The sequence below is a fragment of the Thermomicrobiales bacterium genome, from assembly GCA_037045155.1.
GTDB lineage: Bacteria > Chloroflexota > Chloroflexia > Thermomicrobiales > CFX8 > JAMLIA01.
This window is the reverse complement of sequence record JBAOIG010000003.1, coordinates 576,469-593,472: the sequence shown is the minus strand read 5'-3', so window position 1 is coordinate 593,472 and position 17,004 is coordinate 576,469. Positions and strand designations below refer to the sequence as shown.

Annotated in this window: 14 protein-coding genes and 1 other RNA gene; 9 read left to right on the top strand and 6 right to left on the bottom strand. The window is 61.2% G+C overall.

Going from position 1 to position 17,004, the window contains the following annotated elements; genetic code table 11:
• Positions 1 to 9 precede the first annotated feature (9 nt).
• Positions 10 to 1,215, top strand: coding sequence for an exodeoxyribonuclease VII large subunit (xseA, locus tag V9F06_05900; GenBank protein MEI2617169.1), 1,206 nt, complete (start codon positions 10 to 12; stop codon positions 1,213 to 1,215).
• Positions 1,212 to 1,535 (top strand): exodeoxyribonuclease VII small subunit, encoded by a 324-nt coding sequence (gene xseB / locus V9F06_05895; protein ID MEI2617168.1) that lies wholly within the window; start codon positions 1,212 to 1,214, stop codon positions 1,533 to 1,535. The genes xseA and xseB overlap by 4 nt, the downstream gene beginning before the upstream one ends.
• A gap of 38 nt (positions 1,536 to 1,573) precedes the next feature.
• On the opposite strand, the gene proS is transcribed toward xseB, so the two are convergent.
• Entirely contained in the window at positions 1,574 to 3,037 is a 1,464-nt protein-coding gene (proS, locus tag V9F06_05890; GenBank protein ID MEI2617167.1) for a proline--tRNA ligase, read from the bottom strand.
• 165 nt (positions 3,038 to 3,202) lie between these two features.
• On the opposite strand from proS, the gene V9F06_05885 reads away from it, so the two are divergent.
• The gene (locus V9F06_05885) at positions 3,203 to 4,285 is read left to right on the top strand and encodes an ATP-dependent 6-phosphofructokinase (GenBank protein MEI2617166.1); all 1,083 of its coding nucleotides are present in this window, start codon (positions 3,203 to 3,205) and stop codon (positions 4,283 to 4,285) included.
• Positions 4,269 to 5,312, top strand: a complete 1,044-nt coding sequence (locus V9F06_05880) for an AIR synthase related protein (protein MEI2617165.1) — start codon at positions 4,269 to 4,271, stop codon at positions 5,310 to 5,312. The genes V9F06_05885 and V9F06_05880 overlap by 17 nt, the downstream gene beginning before the upstream one ends.
• Positions 5,313 to 5,387: 75 nt before the next feature.
• Here V9F06_05880 and rho read toward each other — a convergent pair whose 3' ends face one another.
• From rho to V9F06_05860, 4 genes are all read right to left on the bottom strand, one after another.
• Positions 5,388 to 6,635, bottom strand: coding sequence for a transcription termination factor Rho (gene rho, locus V9F06_05875; GenBank protein ID MEI2617164.1), 1,248 nt, complete (start codon positions 6,633 to 6,635; stop codon positions 5,388 to 5,390).
• A gap of 779 nt (positions 6,636 to 7,414) precedes the next feature.
• The gene (glpX, locus tag V9F06_05870; GenBank protein MEI2617163.1) at positions 7,415 to 8,410 is read right to left on the bottom strand and encodes a class II fructose-bisphosphatase; all 996 of its coding nucleotides are present in this window, start codon (positions 8,408 to 8,410) and stop codon (positions 7,415 to 7,417) included.
• An 18-nt stretch (positions 8,411 to 8,428) separates the two neighbouring features.
• Entirely contained in the window at positions 8,429 to 11,347 is a 2,919-nt protein-coding gene (locus tag V9F06_05865) for a helicase C-terminal domain-containing protein (protein MEI2617162.1), read from the bottom strand.
• Between the two features lie 7 nt (positions 11,348 to 11,354).
• Positions 11,355 to 12,500 carry a M20/M25/M40 family metallo-hydrolase gene (locus V9F06_05860; GenBank protein MEI2617161.1) on the bottom strand — a complete coding sequence of 382 codons (1,146 nt, stop codon included), beginning with the start codon at positions 12,498 to 12,500 and terminating at the stop codon, positions 11,355 to 11,357.
• A gap of 291 nt (positions 12,501 to 12,791) precedes the next feature.
• Between V9F06_05860 and sdhC the strand changes: the two genes are divergently transcribed.
• The 5 genes from sdhC (at position 12,792) to V9F06_05835 (ending at position 16,559) form a co-directional block, all read left to right on the top strand.
• Positions 12,792 to 13,151, top strand: coding sequence for a succinate dehydrogenase, cytochrome b556 subunit (gene sdhC, locus V9F06_05855; protein ID MEI2617160.1), 360 nt, complete (start codon positions 12,792 to 12,794; stop codon positions 13,149 to 13,151).
• 22 nt (positions 13,152 to 13,173) lie between these two features.
• Complete coding sequence (gene sdhD, locus V9F06_05850) at positions 13,174 to 13,584, top strand: succinate dehydrogenase, hydrophobic membrane anchor protein (GenBank protein MEI2617159.1); 411 nt, start codon at positions 13,174 to 13,176, stop codon at positions 13,582 to 13,584.
• A gap of 3 nt (positions 13,585 to 13,587) precedes the next feature.
• On the top strand, positions 13,588 to 15,318 hold the full coding sequence (gene sdhA / locus V9F06_05845) for a succinate dehydrogenase flavoprotein subunit (protein ID MEI2617158.1): 1,731 nt from the start codon (positions 13,588 to 13,590) through the stop codon (positions 15,316 to 15,318).
• Entirely contained in the window at positions 15,318 to 16,016 is a 699-nt protein-coding gene (locus V9F06_05840; GenBank protein MEI2617157.1) for a succinate dehydrogenase iron-sulfur subunit, read from the top strand. The genes sdhA and V9F06_05840 overlap by 1 nt, the downstream gene beginning before the upstream one ends.
• Positions 16,017 to 16,106: 90 nt before the next feature.
• Positions 16,107 to 16,559 (top strand): hypothetical protein, encoded by a 453-nt coding sequence (locus V9F06_05835; GenBank protein MEI2617156.1) that lies wholly within the window; start codon positions 16,107 to 16,109, stop codon positions 16,557 to 16,559.
• 80 nt (positions 16,560 to 16,639) lie between these two features.
• Here V9F06_05835 and ffs read toward each other — a convergent pair.
• Positions 16,640 to 16,901, bottom strand: an RNA gene (ffs, locus tag V9F06_05830) — signal recognition particle sRNA large type.
• Positions 16,902 to 17,004 lie beyond the last annotated feature (103 nt).

The following is a 17,004-nucleotide window of genomic DNA, read 5'->3' as shown; positions in this document are numbered from 1 at the left end:
ACGGGCAGCGTGCGGATCCTGACGGTTGCCGAAGCTACTGCCTACCTGAAGGATCTCATCGAGTTCGACCCGGTTCTCACCGATGTGTGGATTCGCGGTGAGGTCACGACCATGACCCGCTCGGCCGCTGGGCATGTCTACTTCAACCTCAGCGCGGACGAGATTCAGATCAGCTGTGTCCTGTTCCGCGGAACCCAGCGCAGTGTTCTGGCGATGCCGCGAGTCGGCGAAGAGGTTCTCGCCCACGGTCGCATCACCATCTACGAGGCCCGCGGGCAATATCAGCTGATGGTGGATAACGTCGCGCCGGTCGGCGTCGGCGTTCTACAACTACAGTTCGAGGAGACCCGGCGCAGACTCGAGGCAGAAGGCCTCTTCAATGTCGAGCGCAAACGACCGATTCCGAAGATGCCAGCGACGATCGGTGTCGTCACCTCGGCACAGGGCGCCGTCTGGCACGATATCCAGAACGTTGTCACTCGGCGGTTTCCCATTGTTGAGCTGATTCTCGCGCCCAGCATCGTCCAGGGGCCTGATGCTCCGGCCGAGCTCACGCGGAGCCTTCGCGCGCTCGATGATACGAATCGCTGCGACGTCATCATCATCGGGCGAGGCGGAGGTTCAGCCGAGGATCTCGCGGCATTCAACGACGAGGGACTGGCGCGCGCAATCTTTACCACTCGTGCGCCGGTTGTCAGCGCCGTTGGCCACGAAACCGACACGTGCATCACGGACCTTGTCGCTGACCTGCGGGCTCCGACTCCGAGCGCCGCCGCTGAACTATGCGTGCCAGACTCGGCGGAGATCGTGGTACGACTCGGGTTCGCCCTCACCCAGGCGCAATCGTCTGTTCGTGAAGTGATCCGCGCCGATCGAGAGCAGGTCCAACGCGGGTTGACCGCAACTCACCATCGAAGTCCGATGCGTTCGATCGACCGTGCCAGACAACAAGTCGACAACACCATCGGCGACGCACATAGAATCGTGCCTCGCCTGCTCTCCGCCTTCCGCCGAGAGGTTGCTAGCCTCGACACGACCGCCGCGCTGCTCGACCCACGCTCAATCATGCGCCGCGGCTACGCGATCGTATCGACGCGCACAGCGGGCGAGGAACGGCGGGTGACCACGGCGAGCGGCGCGATCGAGGCGGCACAGGTTGAGATCGCATTTCAGGATGGCCGAGCTCGAGCGACGGTACGACAGGAGCAAGAATGATCGACGACGACCGGGCTATCGCGCCTGTGCGCGAGTTCGAAGCACGGCTGGACCAGCTACAACAAGCGGTGCGGCGGCTGGAGGAGGAGAACCTGACACTCTCCGACGCCATTGACGCCTACGAGGAGGCGGTCCGGCTGGCAGCCTCATGTAGCCAGATGCTCGATGCCGCTGAGCTGCGGGTCAGCAGCATCGACGCTTCATCGAGCAGGTTGCGCGAAGAAGCCGTCACCTATCGCGCCGAGGCGAACCCCTACACGCGATTGCTGCTTGGCGATGACGACGACCTGATGGATCTTCTCGAGGACGAAGAGTCGTAGTGCGCCGAACGCACTGTCATTCTGTCAACTCGAGCTGATCAATACGCGCGGGCGAAAATGGCTTGGGCTTTGCCCGGCCGGCCGCAGACAATGCATTGGCCGATCTCGGCCGGCTGGTCCAACGGCAGGCAACGGATCGTGGCCTTCGACGCTTCCTTGATTGTCGCTTCGCAAGCCTCGTCGCCACACCAGGCAGCAACCGAAAAACCGGCATTCGTCGCGGCCCGTTCATACAGTTCGCTGAGTGACATGACCTCGACCGTCCGCTCGGTCTGACGCTTGAGCGCCGCCGCGTACAAGTCGGCTTGAATTGTCTCCAACAGACTGGGGACTACGTCGCCCAGCAATTCGAGGGAGACGACCTGCTTTTCGCGCGTGTCCCGCCGAACCACGACAGCATTGCCGTTTTGAACATCCCGCGGACCAACCTCAACCCGCAGAGGCACGCCACGAAGCTCCCACTCATTGAACTTCCACCCCGGCGTCTTGTCGTCACGCCGATCGACGAATGTTCGCACACCGTCCAGCGCAGCCACGACACGAGTCACATGTTCCTCGACGGCATCACGTTCCGCATCCTTGCGCCAGATCGGCACGATCACGGCCTGGATCGGCGCAACACGTGGTGGCAGCTTCAGGCCGGCATCGTCGCCATGGACCATCACCACTGCGCCGATCGTTCGCTGACTGAGACCCCAGCTGGTGCCGTGAGCGAACTTGCGCTCGCCGTCGGAATCAAGGAACTCGATACCGAACGCTTTCGAGAAGTTGTCACCGAGATAGTGTGAGGTGCCGGATTGCAACGCCCAATGCTTGCCACCCATCATCGCCTCGACAGTGTAGGTGCGGACAGCCCCGGCGAACTTCTCGCTCTCGCTCTTCACGCCGGGGATGACCGGTATCGCAAGCTCCGTCTCGATGAATTCGCGGTAGATGTCGAGCATCATCATCGCCCGATTCTCCGCCTCGGTTGCGGTGGCGTGAGCGGTATGTCCCTCCTGCCAGAGAAATTCGCTGGTTCGGAGGAACGCCCGCGGGCGATTCTCCCAGCGTAGAACCGAACACCACTGATTGACCAACATCGGCAGGTCGCGATACGACTGAATCCACTCACCGAGCTTCGTGCAGATCATCGCCTCGGAGGTCGGCCGAATCGCCAACGGCTCCTCGAGCTCGTTCTTGCCACCTCGCGTGACCCAGGCGACCTCTGGCGCAAATCCTTCGACATGATCGGCCTCGCGTTCCATCATGTGTTGGGGGATAAGCATCGGGAAATAGGCGTTCTGCACCCCCGTCGCCTTGAAGCGTCGGTCCAGCGCGGCCTGAAAATTCTCCCAGAGGGCGAAACCATACGGTCGCACAACCTTGCATCCCCGAACGGGGGCATCGTCGGCCAACTCCGAACGCTTGACGACATCGACGTACCAGCGGTCGAAATCATCCTCCTGGTCGATCAGCTCCTCAACGAAACCGCGATTCTGGGACGCTCCGCTTTCCTGCATTCTCTGCCTCATCGTGTTGGCCGGCCTTTGCCGGGAAAAGTGTCCGTTTCCGTCATGTACTATTGACATTCGGATGCCGGTCTCGCAGTCACGCCAGCGCATCAGTATAGCAACCACGATCTGCCAGAGAACCCGGTCGCAGCCACGCGAAGGTATCAGGAACGCATGAGGAAAACGATCGCATTGATGACCGGCGGTGGGGACTGCCCCGGGCTCAATGCCGCCATCCGCACCGTTGTGAGGATCGCCCGGCATGAATACGGCGACCGTGTCATTGGCATTGAGGACGGCTACGAGGGGCTGATTGAGGGCCGCTATCGTGAGTTGGACATCAACGACACGCGCGGCATTCTGCGCATCGGAGGGACTATCCTCGGCTCCTCCAACCGAACCGACCCGACTGACTATACCGGCCCCGGTGAGACAGAGCCACGGGATCGCAGTAGCGAGGCGTTCGCGACGCTGGAGAAGGTCGGCGCCGAGGCGCTGATCGTCGTCGGCGGCGACGGCACGATGCTCCTGACCCACCAGTTCGCGAAAGGTCGCATCCCTGTCGTCGGCATCCCCAAGACGATTGACAACGATGTCCATGGCACTGACTACGCGATCGGGTTCCAGACCTGCATCACAACAGTTACCGATGCGCTTGACAAACTCCACACAACGGCCGAGTCGCATCACCGGATCGTGCTACTTGAGGTGATGGGGCGCAGCGCCGGATGGGTAGCGCTATTTGCCGGCATCGCTGGTGGCGCTGATATCATCCTCATTCCTGAGCGCGCCTATTCGATCGAGCAGATTCTGGACAAGGTTCGCCAGCGCGAAGCACGAGGCAGCCACTTCACGATCGGTGTCATCGCCGAGGGTTCCGCGGCTCCGTCCGGTGAAACTGTCTATCGTGAGCAACATGGCGGCGCGCACCACTGGAAGCTCGGTGGAGTCTGCGCGTCATTGGCCAACGCCTTGCAGCAGCACACCAGCCGGGACGTTCGCGGGCTCGTCCTTGGCCATATCCAGCGTGGTGGATCACCAGTCGTCTTCGACCGACTGCTGGCGACACAACTCGGATCGGCGGCGATTCATGCTATCCACGATGGCGCCGACGGAGTGATGGTCGGGATCGAGGGCAGCAGCGTCAAGCAGACACCGCTTTCGAGCGTCGCAATTGGCCCACGCCGCGTCCCCGACGACCACGAGATGATTCGCGCTGCCGAGACGATGGGACTCTACGTTGGCAACTCACGATAGGCTGCTGCCACCGGGCAAGCTACCCGGCCCGCTCCTGCGGGATCTCCTCGACCGCTACGCAACATCTGACCCGGCAGTGATAATCGGACCTGGGATCGGGCGCGATGCTGCGGCGATTCGGGTAGATGAGACCGCGCTCGTCATCAAGACTGACCCAATCACCTTTGCAACCGAAGACGCCGGCCGCTATCTGATCAACGTCAATGCAAACGACATCACCTGTATGGGCGCGACTCCTCGCTGGATTCTCGTCACAGCACTATTTCCCGAGAAGCACACCACCCCGGCGCTAGTCGAGCAATCATTCGCGTCTCTTTCGCGGGCTGCTTCCGAAATTGGTGTCACCCTCGTCGGCGGCCACACCGAGATCACGATCGGGCTGGACCGGTTGATCCTTGTCGGCCAGATGATCGGGACCTGTGAGCCAGACGCGTTGTACGATCTATCGCGTTCGGAGTCGGGAGATGCCATCATTCTCGCCTCTGGGATCGCGATCGAAGGCACCGCGATTCTGGCCCGTGAAGCATTCGCAAAGCTCTCCGGACTGGTCACAGCGAGAACGATCTCGGCGGCAGCCGGCCTGCTGATTAGCCCCGGAATCTCCGTAATTCCCGCCGCGCGAGCGCTGCAATCCGCCGGCGTCACCGTCCGTGGTCTCCACGACCCGACCGAAGGTGGGTTAGCGACGGCGCTCGCTGAGCTGGGCGAAGCTACCGGACTGGGCGTGGACATCGATGGCGACGCCATCCATGTATTGCCCGAGACCCGCGAAATCTGCGTAGCGCTCGGCATCGACCCACTGGGCCTCATCGCGAGCGGCGCGATGCTGGCGGTTGTCGCCGGTTCCGACGCGGCACGCGCCGTCCAGGCCATCAACGACGCAGGGATACCTGGAGCAAGAATCGGCACGCTGACCGCAACGCCCGGCCACTGGCTCACAACGTCGGGGCGACGCTTGCCTCTTCCGACCTTCGCGGTCGACGAAATCGCCCGGTTCTTTGCCGAGGATGGTTACCGCTCACGATAACGCCCAGTGTCTCAGGCGTTCAAGCAAACAACGGGCGGCCTGACCGGCCGCCCGTTGTTGTGTCACGTGTTCGAGCTAGATGTCTTTGGTGAGGGTGACGAGAAACTCCGCGTTGTTCTCCGTCTTTGCCAGCCGCCCGATGACGAGTTCGGTGCCCTCGGTGCCACCAAGCATCGAGACCATCCGGCGCATCGTGTAGACCTGTCGGAGCGCATTCTCATCGAGCAGCAGGTCTTCACGCCGCGTGCCGGAGCGTTGGACATCGATTGCCGGATAGATGCGCCGCTCGGCCAGCTTGCGATCCAGGTGAAGCTCCATATTGCCGGTGCCCTTGAACTCTTCATAGATGACGTCATCCATGCGGGAACCGGTGTCGACGAGGCAGGTTGCGATGATCGTCAGGCTTCCGCCGCCCTCGATATTGCGTGCCGCGCCAAAAAAACGCTTGGGAGGGTAGAGCGCGATCGGGTCGATGCCGCCGGACAGTGTGCGCCCACTCGGCGGCACTGCCAGGTTATACGCTCGCGCAAGGCGTGTAATCGAATCGAGCAGAATTACGACATCGCGTCCGCCCTCGACCAACCGCTTCGCTCGCTCCAGAACCATCTCGGCGACCTTGGTGTGATCCTCGACCGGCTCGTCGAACGTCGACGAGACGACCTCGCCATCCACCGACCGTTTCATGTCGGTGACTTCTTCTGGTCGCTCGCCGATCAGGCAGACGATCAGGTGCATATCCTCGCAATTTGTCGTAATTCCATTGGCGATCGCCTTCAGAATGATCGTCTTTCCTGCCTTCGGCGGGGAGACAATCAGACCGCGTTGGCCACGGCCGATGGGTGCGACGAGGTTTACGAGTCGCGTCGAAAGGATGTGGGGTTGTGTTTCGAGATCGATGAGCTCCAACGGAAAAATCGGCGTCAATCCGTCGAAGTTTGGCCGACGTCGCGCCGTCTCGGGATCGAGCCCATTGACTGCTTCGACACGTAGCAACGAGTGAAACTTCTCGTTGTCCTTCGGTGGCCGGATCTGACCCGCGACCTTGTCACCGGTGCGCAAGCCAAATCGACGAATCTGCGACTGGGAAACGTAGATATCATCGGGACCCGGCAGGTAGCGCTCACCACGCAGAAACCCGAAGCCATCTTCGATGACATCAAGGACGCCTTCGCCCCATTTAAAGCCAGCCGTCTCGGTCTGCGCCTGAAGGATGCGATTCATCAGGTCGGCCTTCTTGTATCGCTGGGGGTTCTGCACCTCCATCGACCGGGCCATCTCCTGAAGCTCGGGGAGCTCCTTCTGCATCAGTTCGATGATGTTGATCGTCAAGCTGTCACGCTGAACGAGATCGGCATCACGTTCGCGATATTGCCCGCGATTGCGACCGTTATTTCGCTGACCGTCATGCGGCGCACGATCCCCATCGGAGCCGTCCGGCGCTCCTCGCCGGCCATCGAAGCGCTCGCGCCGCACCGGACGCTGCTGGCGGACTGGCGCAGGCTGACGCCCGCGATCCTGGATCTGGCTATCCTGTTGCTCGACCACGGTGGAAGTATCCGCTTCGGCAGGGGGCTCAACAGACACCGTAACCGCCGTGTCCGTGCCGGCAACCACGGCCGGCGCCGCCGGCACATCTGGACTTGGCGCCTCCACGACCTCCGTAGGAGGTTGAGGCGCGACTTCGACAGATATCTCTGCCGTCGTAGCCTCATCGACCGGAGTCTCGGCTTCAACTTCGACCTTGGCTGGTTTTCGCCTTGGCGCGCGACGCGGCTTCGGCTTTTCGACGTCCTCAATCGCTTCGTCGACGACGTCAGTGCTGGTTTCCTGGGACATGATTCACCGTTTACGTTCGCGCCATCGCGGCGCATGCGGCCCTGAGACGGGCAAATCATCAAACCAATCTCAACGGGAGGCGTCTCGGCGATATTCGAGACGAGAGAGTCAGGATAGACGTGCGGAAGGGCTCGTTTGTGATGACTGCTGCATTGTGATGGGATTGTGGCGCTGAAACAAGCCCGAGGCAGGCACGACGCGTAGCGTACCATACCGCACTATATCAATACTTCAGCGCCACGTCAAATATGCGAATTCCCAGAACCCTAATACTCAGTGACCGAGATCTGCTCAAGCTTGTCGAGCCGATGCGATGCCGCAATGCGTCGGATCGTGCCTGATCGCGAACGCATTACGAGTGACTCTGTCGTCGCGCCGCGTCCCGTGTAGTGGACGCCCTGGAGCAGCTCACCATCGGTGATTCCGGTCGCCGAAAAGAAGACATTATCCGAAGATACGAGATCATCCATTCCGAAGACCTTCGTCGTGTCCAGGTTCTGCTCGCGGACGATTCGCCATTCGTCTTCGTTGCGCGGCCAGATACGGCACTGCATGTTGCCACCGATGCACTTGAGGGCGCAAACCGAGATCGTCCCCTCTGACGCGCCACCGATTCCCACCAGAAGATCGACACCAGTTCCCGGCAAGGCAGCCATGATCGCTCCAGCGACATCCCCATCCATGATCAGCTTGATTCGAGCGCCGGCCGCGCGAACCTCGTCAATAATGGATGCATGACGCGGACGATCGAGAATCACGACTGTCAGGTCCCGAACTGCCATTTGCTTCGCTTCGGCAACCCGGCGCAAGTTCTCAGTAACCGAGACCTCGATATCGATCACATGGGCCGCCTCTGGCCCAGTGGCGATCTTTTCCATATAGGCGATCTGAGGCGGGTAATGCATCGTCCCGCGCTCCGACAACGCGACGACCGCTAGCGCGTTCGGCATTCCGTTCGAAAGCAGTCGGGTCCCGTCAATCGGGTCAACAGCGATATCGACCCGCGGCTCGCTCCCCGATCCGACATTCTCGCCGATGAAGAGCATCGGCGCTTCGTCCTTCTCGCCTTCACCGATCACGACGATGCCATCCATCTCGATCCGGTGGAGGGTTGTCCTCAATGCATCAACCGCAGCCTGATCGGCGGACTCCTTGCTGCCGCGCCCCATCCAGCGTGCGGCAGCGAGCGCGGCTGATTCGGTCGCTCTCGCCAGCTCGAGAGCCAGGTTTCGATCCGGCTGCATCACGAGTGACTCGCTCATCCCGAGTATCTCCCTTCGTCAGAACGGAAACGCACGTCGCGCCTCCGCGTCCGTGTCCTCGAGAAACGCACTAATGGCCTGCACGACGTCATCGGTTGACCCGTGCTCGATCCTGCAAGTGGGCAGTGAGTTTACAAACGCGTCTCCGTAACGGCGGGTAACGATGCGGCGATCGAGAACAACACACACGCCCCGGTCATCGGCGCTGCGGATCAGTCGCCCGAATCCTTGCTTGAACCTTAAGATCGACTGCGGAACAGCGTAGTGGCCAAACGGATCGTCAAGCAGTTCGCTGCGAGCCGCGAAGACGGGGTCCGACGGCACCGGAAATGGCAGCTTGCTGATCACGAGCAGGCTCAGCGCACTCCCGACGATATCGACCCCTTCCCAAAATGAGTTGGTGCCCAGAAGCACGGTGCGGGGGTTCGCCCTCAACCGTTCGATCAACTGCCGCGGTGAACCGTCGATGCGCTGGCCGAGAACCAGAATATTCTGCGCTTCCAGCTGGCGCTTGATCGCCCGATAGGTCGTCTGCAGCGCGCTATGCGAGGTGAACAGCACCATCGCTCGTCCCTCGGTTGCCTGAGTCAGGCGCACGACCGCTTCCTGGAGGCGCTTCTGGTGGCCAGCCTCACCCGGCTCCGGCACATCTTCGACAAGCGCCAGTAGCACAGATCGTTCGTAGTCGAATGGCGACGGGACACGAAGCTCATCCGCGTGATCGAGCGAGAGGCGGTCGCGGATGTAGTCGAATGAGCCATCGGTCGTCAGAGTCGCGGAGGTCAGTGTCACACTGTCGCAGCGATGAAACAACTGATCATTGAGGATCTCACCGACATGCAGCGGCGCGGTGTGGGCAGTTGTCTCATCAGTAGCTGGGCGTCGGCTAAGCCAGTAGATCGTGTCTGGATTCGGGCTGGAAACGAACTCGGCCATTCGCATCCGAAAGAGATCCAGTTCCTCCTGAAGGAGTTCGAGCTCAGTTCGAATCTCCGGGCGTGTCGTCATATCCTCATCAGGGATGAGATCGAGCACGCGGTCAAAGTGCCGCATGGCCTCAAACAGACGGCCGAGTGGCGCGCCGAGATCGTCCCATTCGATCTCCAGTTGCGACCAGCCGGGATCGCGACGAGCCGACCCGGTAATTCGAGTCTGTCGATCGTAGCCGGTAGCCTCGTGCTCAGATCGGTCCATGAACTCACCGAGCGCGCCGAAAAAGCCATCGACACGAGAGAGACATTCCTTCGCGGCAGCGAGGCCGGCCGCCAGCTGTTCCTGTAGCGGGCCGGCCTGTGCTCGCGCTTGTTCGAGAGGACTTCCCGCGATTGCGCGAAACGCAAGGCCCAGCGTCCCACCGACGCCAACCGGCTCCGATTCGGTGACAACACGGTGAATCAGATCGAGCGCGTTAGATCGCGAAAGCGAGTGGCCGACCTGGGACGTCGCTTCAGCCTCGAGGTGATGGGCTTCGTCAATAATGAGGTTCCGAAACGGCGGAATCACCGAGTGCCGTGCCAACATATCGGAGAGCAGCAGGGAGTGGTTGACGATGACAACGTGCGCCGCTTCGGCGGACTGACGGGCGCGGAAGAGGAAGCACTGGTTTCGCCGATGGAACACGCACTGCCCCGGAATGCAGGAGCCTTCCTCCTCGGCCAGCCGCTTCCAGTATGGACGCTGGTCCGGTGACAGGTGCAGCTCAGCAGAGTCACCAGTGTCGGTCTGCTGGAGCCAGGCAATGACTTTGGCATAGAGTTGGGCTTGCGGCTCCGATGTCGGCGCCTCACGCTGAGCCAGAAACCAGCGCCGGAGACAGAGATAATTCGCGCGCCCCTTGAGCACTGCCACCCGGAGATCTCGTAGCTTGCCCAGTTCATCGTCGCCCGGACCAGATTGTTCTGCGGCCGCGAGTAGCGCTGGGAGATCCTTCTTCATGAGCTGATCCTGCAGCGCGATGGTGGCCGTCGAGATCACGACTCGGTCGCCCCGCTCGACCGCATGGAGCGCTGCCGGGAGGAGGTAGCCAAGCGACTTCCCGGTGCCAGTGCCAGCCTCGACGAGCAACGCGCCCCCTTGGTTGAGGTTTGTTGCTACGGCATGCATCATCTGCGTCTGCTGCGGACGAAGCTCATATCCGGAGATAGTTCGCGCCACCGGCCCGTCGATGGCCATGGCGGCGTCGAGCACGTCCGGGGAAATGGGCACATCACTGCCAGTTGGCTCGAGCCGTTCCGGGCGTTCACGCGGCATAAGGAACATCGCCTCGGAGCTCGCGGTTCCTGCGCCGGCCAATTGCGCCATGAGTTGCGCGCCGATCGACGAGCCACCCAGATCGACAACCTCCTGCCGTCGTTCGCGAAGGATCGAGGCAAAGAAGCGACCGACGTGCGTCCCAGTCGATGTAGTGACCGAGATCAAGCGCTCGAGTGTCGCGTCGTCGAACAGATCCGCCCGCTCTGCGAGACGATTGAAGACCGCCATCGTCGTTTCAGCGTCGGCCACAGCGCGATGTGTGTTCGGCACATCAACCCCGAGCGCGGCGGCGACCGTCGCGAGGTTGTAGGCAGGGAGCTCGGGCAACATGATCGTAGCCAGCTCGAATGTGTCGTACCGGGTGTTGTCAAAGCGCAGCCCGCTGGCTGTCAGCATGTCGAGATCCATGCCAACCGACTGGCCAACGATCGGCGCCTGGCTGACAAAATCCCGAAGACGAGGAGCGATAAGCGGGAATAGCGGGGCCGCTCGAAGATCGTCGTTTGCTAGCCCGGTCAGTGACTGAATGCTCAACGAAACCGGTCTGGATGGTCGAACGAGTGTCTCGAAGCGGTCGATCACTCTAGCGCCACGGAACTTGATCGCGCCGATCTCGATGACCTCATCGCGGCTCGGGTCCATGCCCGTCGCCTCAATATCGAGCGCGACGCAGACATCCCTCATCAATACGTTACCCAGATTTCGTCGTAGCGCCAGAGCCGGCTGCGAGGAGGACGAGCTGTGCGAGCCCGGTCGCGATTGGCTCAACGTCGATAGTCTCGTTGACCGTATGCCCGCCAGTTCCGCGCGAGATGCCGACGCAAACCGCCGGAATCCCGAGGCTGATCGGGATATTGGCATCCGTGCTTGACGCCTCGAAGATCGGCTCCATGCCGAGGGCGCTGAGCACGTCGCCCGAGCGCTGAACAAACGGGTGCTCGATTGGAATCTCGCCGGCCGGCCGTTCCCCAAGCACCTCGATGTCGACTCCGAGGCCATCGCCAGCAGCCGATGTTGCGATGTTTCCGATCCGATCGACAAGATGACGCAGCGCCACGGAATCCACCGATCGCATGTCAATCACCGCCGACGCACTCGCCGCAATCGTGTTGACCGACGTTCCGCCCTCGATGACGCCAACATTGTAGGTCGTCTTCGGTGACGACGAAACCTCGAGCTCATCGATGGCCGCGATAATCCGACCCAGGCCATGGATCGCGCTGGGCTTTCCGAACGCGCCCCAGGAATGCCCGCCGGGACCGCGAACCGTTACCTTCCAGCGCACCGAGCCGACAGCGCCGTGCGTGATACGCCCGACGTTGTGACCTTCCACTGCGATCACGCCGGCCAACTGATCCTGGTATCTCCGAACCGCCTCGCGCACACCACGAAGGTTGCCGAGCCCCTCCTCGCCAACGGTCGCGACCGCCAGGATGTCGTGCTCGGTTTCGACCCGGAGATCATCGAGCGCCTTCAACGCTCCAACCACCGCGGCGACGCCGAGGCTGTTGTCGCCAATTCCAGGACCGCGAAGCCGCCCGGGTTCTTGCGAGACCGTGATCGGCACTCCAGCCGGGAACACAGTGTCGGTATGCGCCACGAGCATCAATACCGGTCCACCCCGAGTTCCCCGTCGGGCGTAGACATTCCCGATCTCGTCAATCTCGGCTGGGTATCCAATATCGTGCAGCAGCCCCGCCACGAACCGACCGCGTTCCAGCTCCTGACCCGTTGGCGCTGGAATCGCACAGATTCGCATCGTGAGGTCGGCGACGAACAGGGCCTGTTTCGCAGCAGCGGAACGCGCCTGATCCACCTGACGCTGACTCGGCGGCAATGATCCTCCCTGGCTTCCTGAGGTGGTTGAATCGGACGAAAATCCGGGGCAGGGGGCGCGATGGAAACCGGCTTGCGGTTATCCAAGTGTGACGGCAGTATAGCACGATCCGAAAACATTACGCGCTGGCGCGCGAAAAATTCCGACCGTCTGCGGTATCCTTGACAGCACGCGACAGGGTCCGTACAGTGACACCCGCAGGTGAGCATACAGCCGGGCAATCGCCTCAACATCCATGCAGCTCGACTCGTGCGCTCGCGTCGGAAGTAGCGATGCTGAGGAAGGTGGCAGATGCAGCGGATCTACCGTGGCGACCGAGGCATGATCGCGTGGGCGCTTCATCGACTAACCGGGCTTGGCGTACTCCTCTTTCTCCTTGTCCATATTGCCGACATCTTCGTCATCAGCTACGGGCCGGCCGAGTTCAATTCTTTGCTGTTCATCTATCATTCGCTCGGCTTCAGGCTTATGGAAGTGTTGCTGGTCGGCGCCCTGTACTACCACGCATTCAATGGCATCCGTATTATCCTGATCGACTTCTGGGATCGCGCATCACTCATCCAGCACCAACTCTGGTATGGAACGATCGTTGTCTTCCTGGTCACGTTCATCCCTACCGCCATCCTGATGACCCGGCCGCTGTTCAGCTGATTCTGGAGAGGACAGACGAGCGATGCTCAGTCGTGGTGGTGGCCGGGCGAAACCGGTCGAGGCGAACGGTATTGAGCTGTTCTCCTGGTTCTTCTTCCGCGTCAGTGGCCTGCTGCTGGTCATTCTGGCGATTTTGCATGTCGTGATCATGCATGTCGTGAACACGGTCGACAAAATTGACTTCGAGTTCGTTGCAGATCGCTGGGGTTCGCCGTTCTGGCGAGTGTTCGACTTTCTTCTGTTGGCGTTGGCGTTGTTACACGGGATCAACGGCGGTCGGGTCAGCATCGAGGACTATATCCGTACGCCAGGGTGGCGGATCGCCGCGCATACGACGTTGGCAGTGATCGCGGTGGTGTTCCTCATCCTCGGCGGTCTCGCAATTGTGACGTTCAATCCGCAGGCTTTCCAGGCGGCCCAGGCAGGGAGATAGGTGATGTACCACCGTTACGACGCGCTGATCATCGGCGCTGGCGGCGCCGGTCTGATGGCTGCTGTCCAACTCGCGGGAAAATGCAAGTCGGCCGTGATTTCGAAGCTCTACCCACCGCGATCCCACACAGGAGCCGCGCAGGGCGGGATCGCGGCGGCGCTCGGCAATGTCGAGGAAGACCACTGGGTCTGGCACATGTTCGACACGGTCAAGGGTGGCGATTACCTCGTCGACCAGGATGCGGCCGAGGTCCTCTCCCGCGAGGCAATCGACGCGGTCATCGAGATGGAACATATGGGGTTGCCGTTTAACCGCACCCCGGAAGGCAAGATCGACCAGCGACGGTTCGGCGGTCACACCCGAAACTTCGGCGAGGGCCCGGTTCGGCGCGCCTGCTACTCGGCGGACCGCACAGGCCACATGATTCTGTACACGCTCTATCAGAACTGCATCAAGCACGACGTCGAGTTCTTCGACGAGTTCCACATGCTGGATCTCATCATGACCGACGACGGGATCTGCAACGGGATCATCGCGCTTGAGGTTCTGACTGGCGAGATTCACGTCTTCCACGCCAAGACGATTATCATGGCGACGGGCGGATACGGCCGGGCATTTCAGGTAACGTCGAACGCAATGGCCGCGACCGGGGACGGCATGGCGATCGCGTTCCGCCGGGGCATCCCTCTTGAGGACATGGAGTTCTATCAATTCCATCCGACCGGTATTTACCGGAAGGGGATCCTGCTCACCGAGGGGGCCCGCGGTGAGGGCGGAATCCTTCGCAATGTCAATGGCGAACGCTTCATGGAACGCTACGCCCCAACGCTCAAGGACCTGGCCCCACGGGACATGGTGTCACGCTTCATCTGGCAGGAGATCCGCGAGGGCCGCGGCGGCGGCCCGAACAAGGACTATGTCACGCTCGACTTGACACATCTCCCGCCCGGCGCGCTCGAGGAGAAGCTGCCGGACATCACGGATTTTGTCGAGACCTATCTGGGGCTTGACCCGCACAACGTGCCGATTCCGATTCAGCCTACCGCGCACTATGCGATGGGTGGCCTGCCCACCGATGTCGAAGGTCGGGTGACGATCGACGATACCGGCACGGCTCTCCCCGGGCTTTACGCTGCCGGTGAGGTGGCGTGTGTCTCGGTTCACGGCGCAAACCGACTGGGCACCAATTCACTGGTCGATCTCGTTGTGTTTGGCCGGCGGGCGGGGAAGCACGCGCTCCAGTACATTGCCGAGAACGACCTGGCGCCACTTCCGCCGGAACCCGAGTACCGGGGCCGGGCCGAAGTATCCAACCTGATGGAACGAACAACCGGCGAGAATGTAGCCGACATCCGTCAGACACTTCAAACTGAGATGATGGACAAAGCCAGCGTGTTCCGCACCGGTGAGGGACTTCGCGAGATCCAGCAGATCGTGCATGACCTGAAGGATCGCTACCACCATGTCGCGATCAACGACAAGGGCAGCGTCTTCAATATGGATCTTCTCGAGGCGCTCGAGCTTGGGTACCTACTGGACTGCTCCGAAGCGCTCGTCGCTGGCGCCGTCACACGCGAGGAGAGTCGCGGAGCCCATATGCGCGAAGATTTTCCCGATCGGGACGACACCAACTGGCTGAAGCACACGCTCGCCTACCGGACGTCCGGCGGGTTGCAACTGCGGTACAAGCCGGTCGTCCTGACCCGCTTCGAGCCGAAGGAACGGAAGTACTAATGCAGGTCACGGTCAAGGTGCTCCGGTTCAACCCGGAAATGGACACCAAGCCGCACTACGAATCGTATACAGTCGAGCAAGAGCCATCCGACCGGGTTCTTGATGCCCTCAACACGATCAAGTGGCACATCGACGGCACTCTCACTTATCGGAGATCGTGCGCGCACGGCGTTTGCGGCTCGGACGCGATGAGGATCAACGGTCGAAATCGGCTTGCCTGCAAGCTTCTGATCAAGGATGTCGGATCAACGATCACGGTCGAGCCGATCATTGGCTTCGATGTCATCAAAGATCTCGTCGTGGATATGGAGCCGTTCTTCGATAGCTACAAGCGCATCAAGCCGTTTCTCATCAACCACGACGCTCCCCCGGTCGGGCGAGAGCGACTCCAATCGGCCGAGGATCGCGAACGCTTTGACGACACGACAAAGTGCATTCTCTGTGCCTGTTGCACGACATCGTGTCCGATTGTCTGGACGAACGAGGAATACGTGGGGCCGGCGACGATCGTTCAGGGCCATCGCTTCATTTACGACAGCCGCGACCAGGGCGGCCCGGAGCGACTCAAGATGCTAAATGAACGCTCCGGTGTCTGGCGCTGCCGGACGATCTTCAATTGCACTGATGCCTGCCCACGAGGGATCAAGGTGACGCAAGCGATTGAGCAGGTCAAGCGCACGCTGCTGACCGGGGAATAACCCGACCTTTACACGCCCGGGACGGTCCGCCGTCCCGGGCGCTGTGTATACTCCCGCGCGTGACCCGTTATCGCCCTGGAGGATCAACCGATGACCAATCCGCTTGATTGGGATTATCTGACTGCATCGACCCGCGATACGCCGGTGTTCGGGCCGCTGTCAATCACCTATCTCATCGTTTTCGCCGGCCTGTTTCTGCTCAGCGCATTCGCCTACTATGATGCGCCTCGTCGCTTTCGCTCCGATCGTATCCGGCGCGAAGCAATCCGCAAAGGATCCGAGATCCTCATGTGGGTGACTGGGGTGGGGCTGTTCTTCTTCGGGGTTCGAGTTATGCAGTTCCAGTTTCTCAGCCTCGAGCGCCGCATCTGGTTGTATCTATCGATGCTCCTGTTGATCGGTGTGCTCGCCTATTTTGCGTATTATGTCCGCCAGGTCATGCCAGCACAACTCGCCGCCCACTCTCAGCATCAGGCGAAGAAGCAGTACATTCCGGCCCACGGCTCAAGCCGAGACCGGTCCCGGGGGAAATCCGCGCGCTGACAACCCACGCTTGGACACGAACACACGAGACGCTGCCGGACTTTCGTCCGGCGGCGTTCGCGTCTGGGTCAGAAGAATGGCCGTGCACCCTCTTCCGACCGCGATCCTCCAGCTTGCTACAAGTAGTTAGCTCCGGCAGGGCGTCCCCGCGTCACCCACGGGAAACCACTTAGGGCTGCTTCCTTCCGGACCTGACCCGGTTCGCGGGTCCGCGCCGCGCGGGACCCGGCCTTCATCACCACTTACTCGAGCAGTCCTACAGGGTCGGGCCTCGAGAGGGACTTCCGTCCCGCTAGAGCGGATTGCGGGTACAGGGCACCGCTAGTTCCCCACCTAGCACGACCGCCGGAAGTATAGCATCCGATCCGGTTCGGGCAGACAGATCTGCCCGCGGTCCGGGCGGTACAATCAGACCGATGAACCGACGAATAGACACCAGAGGCGA